General features: G+C 68.0%; 12 protein-coding genes. 2 read left to right on the forward strand and 10 right to left on the reverse strand.

Annotation, left to right across the window (positions count from 1 at the left end; genetic code table 11):
• Positions 1-2: 2 nt before the first annotated feature.
• The 10 genes from murD to RZN05_RS09990 form a co-directional block, all read right to left on the reverse strand.
• Positions 3-1,340, reverse strand: a complete 1,338-nt coding sequence (gene murD, locus RZN05_RS09945; RefSeq protein ID WP_317226458.1) for a UDP-N-acetylmuramoyl-L-alanine--D-glutamate ligase — start codon at positions 1,338-1,340, stop codon at positions 3-5.
• Positions 1,337-2,407, reverse strand: a complete 1,071-nt coding sequence (gene mraY, locus RZN05_RS09950; protein WP_317226459.1) for a phospho-N-acetylmuramoyl-pentapeptide-transferase — start codon at positions 2,405-2,407, stop codon at positions 1,337-1,339. The genes murD and mraY overlap by 4 nt, the downstream gene beginning before the upstream one ends.
• Positions 2,407-3,789 carry a UDP-N-acetylmuramoyl-tripeptide--D-alanyl-D-alanine ligase gene (locus RZN05_RS09955; RefSeq protein WP_317226460.1) on the reverse strand — a complete coding sequence of 461 codons (1,383 nt, stop codon included), beginning with the start codon at positions 3,787-3,789 and terminating at the stop codon, positions 2,407-2,409. The genes mraY and RZN05_RS09955 overlap by 1 nt, the downstream gene beginning before the upstream one ends.
• On the reverse strand, positions 3,777-5,192 hold the full coding sequence (locus tag RZN05_RS09960; protein ID WP_317226461.1) for a UDP-N-acetylmuramoyl-L-alanyl-D-glutamate--2,6-diaminopimelate ligase: 1,416 nt from the start codon (positions 5,190-5,192) through the stop codon (positions 3,777-3,779). The genes RZN05_RS09955 and RZN05_RS09960 overlap by 13 nt, the downstream gene beginning before the upstream one ends.
• Entirely contained in the window at positions 5,189-6,898 is a 1,710-nt protein-coding gene (locus RZN05_RS09965) for a peptidoglycan D,D-transpeptidase FtsI family protein (protein WP_317226462.1), read from the reverse strand. Before RZN05_RS09965 ends, RZN05_RS09960 begins: the two co-directional genes overlap by 4 nt.
• Entirely contained in the window at positions 6,895-7,461 is a 567-nt protein-coding gene (locus tag RZN05_RS09970) for a hypothetical protein (protein WP_317226463.1), read from the reverse strand. Before RZN05_RS09970 ends, RZN05_RS09965 begins: the two co-directional genes overlap by 4 nt.
• Positions 7,461-8,405 carry a 16S rRNA (cytosine(1402)-N(4))-methyltransferase RsmH gene (rsmH, locus tag RZN05_RS09975; RefSeq protein WP_317226464.1) on the reverse strand — a complete coding sequence of 315 codons (945 nt, stop codon included), beginning with the start codon at positions 8,403-8,405 and terminating at the stop codon, positions 7,461-7,463. The genes RZN05_RS09970 and rsmH overlap by 1 nt, the downstream gene beginning before the upstream one ends.
• Complete coding sequence (locus RZN05_RS09980) at positions 8,402-8,887, reverse strand: division/cell wall cluster transcriptional repressor MraZ (RefSeq protein ID WP_317226465.1); 486 nt, start codon at positions 8,885-8,887, stop codon at positions 8,402-8,404. Before RZN05_RS09980 ends, rsmH begins: the two co-directional genes overlap by 4 nt.
• A 383-nt stretch (positions 8,888-9,270) precedes the next feature.
• Positions 9,271-9,537, reverse strand: coding sequence for a hypothetical protein (locus RZN05_RS09985; RefSeq protein WP_317226466.1), 267 nt, complete (start codon positions 9,535-9,537; stop codon positions 9,271-9,273).
• Positions 9,538-9,620: 83 nt separating this feature from the next.
• The gene (locus RZN05_RS09990) at positions 9,621-10,613 is read right to left on the reverse strand and encodes a cysteine synthase A (RefSeq protein WP_317226467.1); all 993 of its coding nucleotides are present in this window, start codon (positions 10,611-10,613) and stop codon (positions 9,621-9,623) included.
• 119 nt (positions 10,614-10,732) lie between these two features.
• Here RZN05_RS09990 and RZN05_RS09995 point away from each other — a divergent pair, with 119 nt between their 5' ends.
• Together RZN05_RS09995 and RZN05_RS10000 are read left to right on the forward strand one after the other, a co-directional pair.
• The gene (locus RZN05_RS09995; RefSeq protein ID WP_317226468.1) at positions 10,733-11,428 is read left to right on the forward strand and encodes an MOSC domain-containing protein; all 696 of its coding nucleotides are present in this window, start codon (positions 10,733-10,735) and stop codon (positions 11,426-11,428) included.
• 47 nt (positions 11,429-11,475) lie between these two features.
• Positions 11,476-11,913: a DMT family transporter gene (locus RZN05_RS10000; protein WP_317226469.1), complete on the forward strand. Its 438-nt coding sequence runs from the start codon at positions 11,476-11,478 to the stop codon at positions 11,911-11,913.
• Positions 11,914-12,012: the final 99 nt, after the last annotated feature.

Genomic DNA, 12,012 nt, shown 5'->3' on the forward strand with positions numbered 1-12,012 from the left:
GTTCACCCGAGCGCCTCCACGGCGTCGCGAAAGGCCTGGCCGCGCGCCTCATAGTCCTTGAACTGGTCGAACGAGGCGCAGGCGGGAGACAGCAGCACGGTCTCGCCGGGCTGGGCGTTGGCGGCGGCGGACCGGACCGCGGCGTCGAGCGTGCCCGAGCGCTCGACCGGCATCTCGCCCTCGAGCAGGCAGGCGAACAACTCGCCCGCATCGCCGATCGTATAGGCGTGGACGACATGCCCGAAGCCGGGGCGGCATGCCTCCAGGCTGTCGGTCTTGGCGAGCCCGCCGAGGATCCAGTGGACGCGCGGATAGGCCGACAGCGCCGGAGTGGTGGAATCGGCGTTGGTCGCCTTGCTGTCGTTGACGAACAGCACGCCGTTGCGGCTGGCGACGCGCTCCATCCGGTGCGGAAGGCCGGGGAAGGTTTCGAGGCCCTTGTCGATCGCAGGCCTGTCGATGCCGAGCGCTTCGCACGCGGCGATCGCAGCGAGCGCGTTCTGGGCGTTGTGCTGGCCCTGGAGCGCAGGCCAGCGCGACTGATCCATGCAGACGCCGGGGGCGATCCTGGTGATGTCCTCGGAACGGCCGGTTGTGGCGATCTGGCGGGCGATGGCGGCGGAGGGTTCGTCGCCGATGCCGATCACCGCGGCATGGCCGGCCGACTGCATTTCGAACAGCCGCGCCTTGGAGGCGGCATAGCCTGCGAAACCCTCATAGCGGTCCAGATGATCCGGGGTGAGGTTGAGCAGCACCGCAACGTCACAGTCGAGGCGGTAGGTCAGGTCGATCTGGTAGCTCGACAGCTCAAGGACATAGACGCCGCCCTCGGGGAGCGGATCGCGGCCGAGGATCGGCAGGCCGATATTGCCGCCGGCGAGGCTCGGCAGCCCGGCGGTGCGCACGATATGGTCGATCAGCGCAGTGGTGGTCGACTTGCCGTTGGTGCCGGTGATGCCGACCACCTTGTGCGGCGGGAGTTCGGCGCGCGCCTGGGCGAACAGCTCGATATCGCCGATGACGGGCACGCCATATTTCGCGGCCTTTTCCACAACGGGATGCCGGTTCAGCGGAACACCGGGCGAAACGACGACCGCGTCGAAGCCACTCAAATCGACGGGAAACGACACCCAGTCCTTGGTTGTAAAGCCAGGTTCGGTGTCGAGCTCTAGACGATCGGCCTTGAGCTGCTCCCACACGGAACGTTGCGCAGCCTCGTTATCGTCCCAGCCGAGCACGCTCGCCCCGCTCGCTACCAGCGCGCGCACCGTCGCCGCACCCGACCGCGCAAGCCCGAGCACCGCATAGCGTTTGCCGCGCCAGGCCGTACTCGTGATCACCGCAGCTTCAGCGTTGCGAGCCCCGCCAGCGCCAGCACGAACGCGATGATCCAAAAGCGGATGACGACGGTCGGCTCGGACCAGCCGAGCTGTTCGAAATGGTGGTGGATCGGCGCCATCTTGAAGACGCGCTTGCCGGTGCGCTTGAAGAAGAAAACCTGGATGATAACGCTGAGCGCCTCGACGACGAACAGTCCGCCGATGATGCCGAGCACCAGCTCGTGCTGCGACGACACCGCGATCGCACCGAGCGCGCCGCCCAAAGCGAGGCTGCCGGTATCGCCCATGAACACTGCCGCCGGGGGCGCGTTGAACCACAGGAATGCCAGCCCCGCGCCGATCATCGCGCCGCACAATATGGCCAGGTCGCCCGCACCCGGCACGTGCGGAATACCGAGATAGGTCGCGAACACCTTGTTGCCCGCCAGATACGCGATCAGCATGAACGCCATCGAGGCGATCACCACCGGCATCGTCGCGAGCCCGTCGAGCCCGTCGGTCAGGTTCACCGCATTGCCGAACGCGACGATCGTGAAGGCGGCGAAGGGGATGTAGAGCCAGCCGAGATCGGGGTGGATCCAGCTAAAGAAGGGCACGTAGAGCTGGGTGCCGGTCTGCGCGATGATCACCCAGCTCGCAATCCCGGCGATGGCGAATTCGGCGAGCAGGCGCACCTTGCCCGATACGCCCGCGGTGCTCGCCTTCCGCACCTTGTCGTAATCGTCGAGGAAGCCGATCGCGCCGAAGCCGAAGGTGACGAACATACATGCCCAGACGAGGGGGTTGGCGAGGTTCATCCACAGGAACAGCGAGATCATCAGGCTGGTGAGGATCATCAGCCCGCCCATCGTCGGCGTGCCGCGCTTGGCGAGGTGCGTCTGCGGGCCGTCGCTGCGGATCGGCTGTCCCTTGCCCTGACGAACGCGCAGCCAGCCGATGAACCTGGGCCCGATGATCAGCCCGAGCAGCAGCGCGGTCGCCACCGCGGCGCCGGTGCGGAACGACAGGTAGCGGATGAGATTGAGGATGCCGGGGAAGCCCAGCTGTTCCGCGATCCAGTAGAGCATTAGGCCATCGCCCTTTCCGCCAATGCCGCCACGACCGTCGAGAGACGCACGCCGTTAGAGCCTTTTACGAGGACCGCATCGCCCGGCGCCAGCACGGCGTTCAGCCGTTCGCGCGCGGTTGCGGCGTCGGGCACATGGACGAATTCGACCCTGCCCTCAAGCGCCTTTGCGAGCGTGCGCATCGCATCGCCGACGAGGATCGCATGCTCGACGCCGGCCGCGACGATCGGTTCGGCGAGTTCGGCGTGGAAGGCGTTCGAATGGTCGCCGAGCTCGCGCATCTCGCCAAGCACGGCGAGCTTGCGCCCCGGCTCGTGCGCGAGCACCGCCAGCGTCGCGCGCATCGAGGCGGGATTGGCGTTGTAGCTCTCGTCGATCACCAGCGCCTCGCCGCCTGGCAGTTGCGCCAGGAAGCGCTGTCCGCGGCCGGCAAGCCCGCCCATCTCGGCGAGCGCGAGGCCCGCCATTTCGAGATCGCCGCCGACGGCATCGACCGCAGCGAGGATCGCCATCGCGTTGGATACCCAATGCTCGCCCGGCTGCGAGAGCGTGAAGCTCAGCTCGCGGGCATCGAAGCGCGCCGTGACGAAGGTGCCGCCGGTGCGGACGCGCATGCGCTCGACCGCACGAAAATCGGCGCCGTCGTGGAGGCCGAAAGTGACGATGCGGCCGGCATGCGGCCTGGCGGCGGCAATAAGCCGTTCGCGGTGCGGGCTATCGAATGGGATGATCGCCGTGCCGCCGGGCTCGAGACCCTGAAAGATCTCGCCCTTGGCGTCGGCGATCGCCTCCTCGCTGGCGAAGAAGCCCATATGCGCCGGGGCGATTGTGGTGACGAGCGCGACGTGGGGGCGGACGAGCCGGGTCAGCTGGGCAAGTTCGCCGGCGTGGTTCATCCCCATCTCGAACACGCCGAAGCGGGTGTCGCGCGGCATGCGGGCGAGGCTGAGTGGCACGCCGGTATGGTTGTTGTAGCTCTTGACCGAGCGGTGCGCGCAGCCGGGATCGCTGCGGTCGAGAGCGGCGAACAGCGCTTCCTTGGTGCCGGTCTTGCCGACCGATCCGGTGACGCCGACCACCTTGCCCGCCATGCGCGCGCGCGATGCCCTGCCCAGCGCATCGAGCGCGGCAGTGGTGTCATCGACGCGGACATTAGGGTGCGCGGTGTCTCGGGAAACCACCGCGCCGGCCGCACCCTGCGCGAAGGCCTGGTCGAGGAAGCGATGGCCGTCGGTGGTCTCGCCGCCGAGCGCGAGGAACAGATCGCCGGGGCCGACTTCGCGCGAGTCGAAGGTGACGCCCGATACCGTGAATTCAGTTGAAGCGAGTCCGCCGGTGGCAGAGGCGATCTCGCCTGAAGTCCAGAGGGTCACGCCGCGCATTCCCGCGCCACACTGACATCGTCGAACGGCAGCACCCTGTCCCCGACAATCTGTCCCTGCTCGTGCCCCTTGCCGGCGATCAGGACGATGTCCTCCGCCCCCGCCATCTGCACCGCCGCGGCAATGGCCTCGCGGCGGCCGCCGATCTCGGTCGCGTCGGGGGCGCCCTTCAATACTTCGGCGCGGATCGCGGCCGGGTCTTCGTTGCGCGGATTGTCGTCGGTGACGATCACCACATCGGCGCCCGCCGCGGCGGCCTGCCCCATCGGCTCGCGCTTGCCGGGGTCGCGGTCGCCACCGGCACCCAGGACGAGGATGAGCCTGCCGGTGGTGTGCGGCTTGAGCGCGGCGATCGCCGCCTCGATCGCGTCGGGGGTGTGGGCATAGTCGACATAGACCGGCGCGCCCGCGCGCGTGATCACCGCGCGCTCGAGCCGGCCGCGCACCGGCTGGAGCCGCGCGAGATTGGCGATCGTACTGGCCACGTCGCCGCCCGTGGCGATGACGAGGCCCGCCGCGGTCAGCGCGTTCGCCGCCTGGTAGGCGCCGATCAGCGGAAGCATCACCTTGTGCGTGGCACCCTCGGCCTCGATCACCAGTCCCTGCCCCAGCAAGGTCGGATCGCGCTCGACGAGCTTGAGCGTCTCGCCATGTTCGCCGACGGTGATCAGCCGGTTGCCGCGCATCCGGGCGAGTTCCTCGACCCGCATCGCATGCGGATCGTCGGCCCAGACCACCGCGGCGCCGTCCATATCGAGGACATCGGCGAACAGGCGGAGCTTGGCATGGAAATAGGTCGCCATGTCGCCATGATAATCGAGATGGTCGCGGCTGAGATTGGTGAAGGCGGCGGCGCGGACCGGCAGGCCTTCGGTTCGATATTGCGAAAGCCCGTGCGACGAGGCCTCGAACGCGACATGCGTCACGCCTTCGCGCGCCAGCCCCGCGACGTTGGCGAGGAAGGTGACGACGTCGGGCGTGGTCAGTCCGGTCGAGACGGTGTCGTCGGACGTGGTGACCCCGAGCGTGCCGATCGACGCGGCATGCTGCCCCGCCATCCGCCAGAGCTGGCGCGTCATCTCGACCGTCGAAGTCTTGCCGTTAGTGCCGGTGACCGCCACCGCCGTGCCGGGGAATGGCGCGAAGAACTTTGCAGCGAGGCGCGCAAAGCGCTCGCGCGGGTTGACGTCGGCGATGTGGAGCGCGCCCTCCACCACGGCCTCGGGCCGCGCGACGATCGCGACGGCGCCCGCCTTCACCGCGGCGGGAATGAAGTCCTCGCCATTGACCCGCGCGCCTTCGAACGCCCCGAAGATCGTTCCGGGAGCAACCTTGCGATGGTCGATCGCGAAACCCGTAACCGCGGCAGCCTCTTCCCCGCCGGTCAGTGCGCCCAGCCTCATTCGCCGCCCTTTGCCGGATCGGCAGGTTTCCAGATCAGCGGAGTCAGCTCGCTCTCGTCGAGATCGCGGCCGACCTGGGGCGTGACGCCCAGGATCGGTCCGGTGCGGCTGATGACGCGGCTGATCACCGGTGCCGCGGTCCAGGCGGCGGTGGTGAGGCCGAAGCTTTGGGCATTGCCCTTGGGCGAGTCGAGCATGGCGATCACCACATAGCGCGGTGCGTCCATCGGGAAAGCCGCCGCGAAGGTCGAAACGTTGCGATGGCGATCATAGCCGCCGCTCACCGCGGCCTCCGCCGTGCCCGTCTTGCCGCCGACGCGGTAGCCGATCGACTCGGCCTTGCGCCCGGTGCCGCTCAGCACGATCAGGCGGAGCAATTGGCGCATTCGCGCGCTGGTAGCCTCGCTGAATACCCGGCGCCCTTCGGTGGCCTTGCCCGGCTCCAGCTTCATCAAGGTCGCCGGGCGCCAGATCCCGCCATTGACCAGCGAGGCATAGGCGCTGGCGAGGTGCATCGGCGTTACCGCGATGCCGTGGCCGAAGCCGGTGGTCATCACGGTGACGCGGCCCCAGCTCGCCGGCCAGAGCGTACGCGCGCCGTCGCCAAGGTCGATCGCCGGGCGCTGGTCGAAGCCGAGCTTGCGGAACAGGTTCTGCATCCGCTCGGCGCCGATCTCGTCGGCGATGCGCGCGGTGGCGACGTTCGAGGAGTGAATCAGCGTCTCGGGGATGTTGAGCCAGCGCTGCGGCACGTGGCCGACATCGTCGCGAATCTTGAAGCGGCCGATCTCCAGCGGCTTCGTGGCATCGAAGCGGCGCGTCATCGACGTGACGGTGCCGCTCTCGATCGCGCCGGCGACGGCGATCGGCTTGAAGGTCGAACCGAGCTCGTAGACGCTCTGCGTCACGTTGTTGCGCGGCGGAACGCCCTGGATCGCGTTGGGGTTGAAGCTGGGCAGCGACACCATCGCCATCACCTCGCCGGTGCGCACGTCGAGGATCACGCCGGCGGCACCGCGGGCCTGAAAGGCGGTCATCGCGCCGCCGAGCTCGCTTTCGAGCGCGGCCTGGACGCGCGTGTCGATCGACAGCGCCATCGGCTTGCCGCGGCGCGCAGGATCACTGAGCTGCGCCTCGAGCACCTTCTCCATGCCCGACACGCCGATACCGCGGGAATCGACGAAGCCGAGGACGTGCGCGGCCATGCTCGACTGCGGATAGAGCCGGTCGGGCTCGCGCTGGAATTCCATCGCGGGCTCGCCGAGCGCGTTTACGGCGGTGACCAGCTCGGGCATCGCGCGGCGCTTGAGATAGGCGAAGCGGCTGCCCGAATTGAGCACGGCAAAATATTCGCCGGCGCTCTTCTCGGGGATCAGCTCGGCGAGCTTCTGCGCGAGCGCGTTCTTGTCGCCGATGATCTGGTTGGGGTGAATCGCGATCGACCAGGCATCGATACTGCGCGCGAGCGGCGCGCCGTTGCGGTCGACGATGTCGCCGCGCGGCGGGACGAGCGCGGAGGCGATGTCGCGCGCAGTGGCGGGCTCGGCCCAGAGCGCCAGAAGGGCGAGCTTGCCGATCACCACCAGCATGCCCGCGCCGAACAGCAGCGACAGGATCATCAGCCGCACCTGGGCGATGGCGACGAGCGCCTGACGGGCACCGCCCGTGCGGCCCTGCCGGGCCGGCGGGGCGACGACGACGATCACCGCAGCGCCAGCTTCTCGCGCTTCGCCAGCTTCTGCAGGTCGTCGATCGTCGAGGCGCTCAGCACGCCCTTGTCGACCGATGCGATCGCCTGGCGCTCTGCCCTCTTCATAAGCTTCTTGAGCTCTCCGTCCTGCTGGGCCGCGCTCTTGGCGGGCGCGGCGGCGCTGGTTGCAGCCTGCACTGGAACGGCGACGGGCGCCACCACTGCGGCGGCGGTCTCGACCGGGGCTGCGCCAGCCGGAACGATCAGCGCGGCGACCTGAATGTCCGCGGGCTGGCCGAGGCTGGCCAGCGCGGTCTCGCCGGCCAGGAACTGCGCGGGCACCGGCGCGGCGAGCGCCAGCACGTCGCCGTTCCAGCGCTCGAGCTGCGCCATGTTGGCGCGCGTGTTGAACTCGGTCTCGAGCTGGCGGATATCGCGCTGCGCCTGGAGGATCGCCGACTTGGTCGCGTTGAGCTTGGCCTGTTCGGCCGCCCCATGCGAATTGACGAGGTAACATGCCGGCGCCACGACAACGCCGCACAGGAACCATCCCAGTCCCTTGAAGCCCTGCACTGCCATCAGTTCACTCCCTCACTGCCCCATGCCGCCGCAGCCGTCCGACGCGCCACGCGCAGCGTCGCGGACCGGGCGCGCGGGTTACGCGCTACTTCCGCCTCGCCGGGCCGCACGGCCTTGGCGGGGGTCTCGAAACTCGGCGCGGCCTTGGGCCCCGCCATCGGACGATGCCGCGAGCCCGCGGGCTCGCTGCCGCTACGCTCGCGCAGGAACCGCTTGACCATGCGGTCCTCGAGCGAATGGAAGGTCACCACCGCCAGCCGGCCTCCGGGCTTGAGCACGCGCTCGGCCGCAGCCAGCCCTTCCGCGAGTTCGTCGAGCTCGCGGTTCAAGTGGATGCGGATCGCCTGAAAGGTCCGGGTGGCCGGGTCCTTCTTGTCGTAGTCTTTATGGTTTAAGGATTTCCTTACCACGTTGGCGAGTTCGGAAGTCCGCTTAAGGGGTCGTGCGGAGACGATCGCGCGCGCCACGCGGCGCGAACGTGGTTCTTCGCCATAGTTAAAGAGGACGTCGGCGATCTCTTCTTCGTCGGCAGTGTTGAGCCACTCCTCCGCGGTCATCCCCGACTGGCTCATCCGCATGTCGAGCGGCCCGTCATTCTGGAAGCTGAAGCCGCGATCAGCCTGGTCGAGCTGCATCGACGAGACGCCGATATCGAGCGTCACGCCATCGACGGGAACGAGGCCACGGCGCGCAAGCTCGCCTTCCATCTGGCTGAACGGCGCCTCGATCAGCACCAGCCGCCCGCCCGCTTCCGCCACGAGAGCTTGGCCGCCCTCGATCGCGTTTGGATCGCGATCGAAGGCGGCCACCTCGGCACCCCGCTCGAGGATGGCGTTGGTATAGCCGCCCGCGCCGAAGGTCGCGTCGACATGGCGCTCGCCAGGCACGATGGCGAGTCCGTCGACGACTTCGCCGAGCAGCACGGGGATGTGGGGCGCGCTCACAGCTTCACGCCCTTGGACTGGCAGAGATATTCGCAGATCTCGCGAAGGCCCGGATCGGCATTCTCGTCGGCGAGCAGCACTTCGGGCGCCCAGACGTCGAACGTCTCGCCGCTGCCGTTGAAAAAAGCCCATTTCCCGATCTTGGCCTTCATCCGGAAGAAGGGCGGGATTACGAAGCGCCCGGAGTCATCGAACGGCGCCTTCTCGACCTGGCCGAAGGCGCGCCGCTTGGCACGGGTATCGACTTCGGAGCCGCGCCCCTCGGCCGCCTGCTCCTTGCGATCGATGCGGTCGTACTTCTCCTTCGACCAGCTGAGGTCGTGCGCGGAGAGGCACGCATCCTCCGGGTGGAGGCCGACGACGATCTGGCGGATGTCCGAATTGCGCTCGGCGGCGGCGCGCAGGTCTGCGGGAATGGCGACGCGACCCTTCAGGTCGACCGCCTGGAGCGCAAATCCCTCGAAGAGCTCCCTGTCCGCCAAAACCCAAAACCCCTTTTGGGCACGACTTTCCCGCTTCCGGAATCGCGGCTTGCCAGCTGCCCTCCGGCGCTTTTGCTCACGGTGAAAGGGTCGCGCCCCTGTACAGCCTTTTGAACACAATTATAGGCGGGTGACAACGGGTAAAGCGGGGATCAGCCGGGATTTTGCCCCACTTTGCCCCTCAGAATTGCGAGGTTTTGCATTGAATCATGGTATGTTCTATATAAGTTCCAATCAGGTTGGCTGGAGCCCATGGCAGCCACGCAGTCGGCAAGGCACAGAGGAGCAGGAGGGGTCATTTTTGACGGGCGCACGGCGCGCGCGAGTCGATCTGGCGCTGGCGCTCCCCGCCCCACCCGTCTTGTCCCGTCAGCGGACGGGAATTACTGCTGCCGGCTGTGCTGCGGCTCGTGCGGCGGCGTGTCGGTCGAGGAAGTGCTCGGCGCCACGCCCAGTTCGGCGAGCGGTTCGTCCTTCTTCTCGATAGTGTTGCCCGGCGCGCTGGTCATGTTGGCGACCACCGAGGCATTGGGCGCGCCGATCGCCGAGACCGGCTCGTCGCGATTGGCCGAGGAAAAGATCGCGCTGGCCAGTCCGATAAGGACCAGCACCATCGCCAGCCCGGTCATACCGACCCGGACACGCTGCATCGCCTGCTCTGAGTCTCGCGATCCCGACTTCATAGCTGTGGCAAAAATGTAACGCCTGGACCCGCACTTGTCGAGGCGAAGTTTCAGGCGGCGTCCGCCGCCGGGGCAACGGGCAGCCCCTTGGCCCGCAGCCATTCGGGATTGTAGAGCGTCGAGAGATAGCGGAAGCCGGTGTCGCACAGGATCGTCGCGATGCGCTTGCCCGGCCCCAATTGCCGCGCCAGCCGCACCGCGCCGGCCACGTTGATCCCCGAGGAGAGCCCCAGGCACAGCCCCTCCTCGGCGAGCAGCCGGCGGACCCATTCGAGCCCCTCCTCGTCGGAGATGCGGAACTGCGTGTCGATCGGCGCGCCTTCGAGATTGCCGGTGATCCGTCCCTGCCCGATCCCCTCGGCGACCGACGAGCCTTCGGACTTCAATTCACCACAGGCATAATAGTCGTAGAGCGCGGCGCCGTGCGGGTCGCTCAGCGCGATGCACACCGCCTCGTCCTTGGCCTTGAGCCCCATGCCGACCCCGGCGATCGTCCCGCCGGTGCCCGCGGCGCAAGTGAACCCGTGGATCCGGCCGTCCATCTGCGCCCAGATTTCCTCGGCGGTGCCAACGATATGCGCGCGGCGATTGGCGATATTGTCGAACTGGTTGGCCCAGATCGCGTTGGGCGTCTCCTCGGCGATGCGGCGCGAAGTGTGGACGAAATGCCCCGGGTTCGAATAGGGCGCCGCGGGCACCAGCACCAACTCGGCACCCAAGGCGCGCAGCGTGTCCATCTTCTCGCGGCTCTGGGTCTCGGGCATGACGATGATCGTCTTGTAGCCCTTGGCATTGGCGACCAGCGCGAGGCCGATGCCGGTATTGCCCGCGGTGCCCTCGACGATCGTCCCGCCGGGCTGGATCGCCCCGCGCTCCTCGGCATCCTGAACGATGAACAGCGCGGCGCGGTCCTTCACCGACGCGCCGGGATTGGCGAACTCGCACTTGCCGAAAATGTCGCAGCCGGTCGCCTCGCTCGGCCCCTTGAGCCGCACCAGCGGAGTGTTGCCGATCAGGGCCAGCGTGTCGGATGTCGCATGCATGACGGCTAGATAGGGGCGCGAACCCCCGCGCCGCAAGCAAGGCTTGATAGGCGGTGCCCAATCGCGCATTGCCCGCCGCCACTCCGCCGAGAAGCTTTCCGGCAGCCGGAACAGACAGGATGAAGCCCCCAGCACACCATGCGATCGACGCCTTGCTGACCGGCCCGGTGCGACCGCTCGGTCCGCGGCACGTGGCGAGCGGGATCGACAAATGCCCGCAGGATCGGACGCTGCGGCTGTCCTTCACGGGCCTGGCCGGCGACGAGCAGGGCGACACGCGGCATCATGGCGGCCCGGACAAGGCGGTCCACCACTATCCAAGCGACCACTATTCCCGATGGCGCGACGAGATCGGCGCGCACCCGCTGCTAGACCGGCCGGGCGCGTTCGGCGAGAACATCGCCGCATCGGGCCTCACCGAGGTGGATATCGCAGTCGGCGACCGCTTTCGGCTGGGCACTGCGCTGGTCGAAGTCTCGCAAGGCCGCCAACCCTGCTTCCGGCTCAATTTGCGGTTCGAGCTGCGCGACATGGCGCGGCGAATGCAGGATAGCGGCCGGACCGGCTGGTATTATCGCGTGATCGAGGAAGGCGAAGTCGGCCCGGACGACACGCTGCACCTGCTCGACCGCGCGGCGCCCGAATGGACGATCGATCGCCTTCGCCGCATTCTCTATGTCGACGTTAAGGACCGCGACAGCCTGGCGGCGATCGCCGCGCTGCCGCTGCTGCCCGCGCGCTGGCGCGAGACCGCGGCGCGGCGGCTCGTCACGGGGACCGTCGAGGACTGGCGCAAACGGCTCGACGGGGTATGAGCACCCGCCAAGGGCACCTGCTCACGCACTCGTTCGAGGAATAACCGATGCAGGCCGTGCTCCCGATCGTCGTCGCGCTGATCGCCGGACTGTGCGTCGCGGTGCAGGCGCCGACCAATGCGACGCTCGCCCGCGCCTCGAGCTCGCTGTGGCTCGCCGCGTCGATCTCGTTCCTGGGCGGCACCGCGGCGGTGCTGGCGATCTGGGCGCTGATCGATCGCACGCCGATCGCCGCCGCGCGTCAGGCGCCGCCCTGGGCGTGGGTGGGCGGGCTCTACGGCGCCTTTTTCGTCGCCGCAGTATCGTTCGCGACGCCGCGCCTGGGACTCGCGGTAACCCTTACCCTGACCATCGCCGCGCAATTGACCGCGGCGGTGGTACTCGATCATTTCGGCATGCTCGGCCTCGAACGCAACGCGATCACGCTCACCAAGCTGATCGGGCTGGCGCTGATGGTCGCCGGGGTGCTGCTGGTCCGGCGCTGATCCGGAACGGAAAACTACGCAGTTGCACGCCTGCGCGATTTGACACGCGACCCCCTGCGCCCTATATCGCCAACCACACCACAGCACCGGGAAATGATG

The organism is Sphingomonas sp. HF-S4 (assembly GCF_032911445.1).
GTDB lineage: Bacteria > Pseudomonadota > Alphaproteobacteria > Sphingomonadales > Sphingomonadaceae > Sphingomonas > Sphingomonas agrestis.

Excerpts from the sequence above, each read along its gene's own strand:
- mraY (WP_317226459.1), bottom strand. The coding sequence starts at position 2,407 with ATGCTCTACTGGATCGCGGAACAGCTGGGCTTCCCCGGCATCCTCAAT.
- RZN05_RS09955 (WP_317226460.1), bottom strand. The coding sequence starts at position 3,789 with ATGCGCGGCGTGACCCTCTGGACTTCAGGCGAGATCGCCTCTGCCACC.
- RZN05_RS09960 (WP_317226461.1), bottom strand. The coding sequence starts at position 5,192 with ATGAGGCTGGGCGCACTGACCGGCGGGGAAGAGGCTGCCGCGGTTACG.
- RZN05_RS09970 (WP_317226463.1), bottom strand. The coding sequence starts at position 7,461 with ATGGCAGTGCAGGGCTTCAAGGGACTGGGATGGTTCCTGTGCGGCGTT.
- RZN05_RS09985 (WP_317226466.1), bottom strand. The coding sequence starts at position 9,537 with ATGCAGCGTGTCCGGGTCGGTATGACCGGGCTGGCGATGGTGCTGGTC.
- RZN05_RS09990 (WP_317226467.1), bottom strand. The coding sequence starts at position 10,613 with ATGCATGCGACATCCGACACGCTGGCCCTGATCGGCAACACTCCGCTG.
- RZN05_RS09995 (WP_317226468.1), top strand. The coding sequence starts at position 10,733 with ATGAAGCCCCCAGCACACCATGCGATCGACGCCTTGCTGACCGGCCCG.
- RZN05_RS10000 (WP_317226469.1), top strand. The coding sequence starts at position 11,476 with ATGCAGGCCGTGCTCCCGATCGTCGTCGCGCTGATCGCCGGACTGTGC.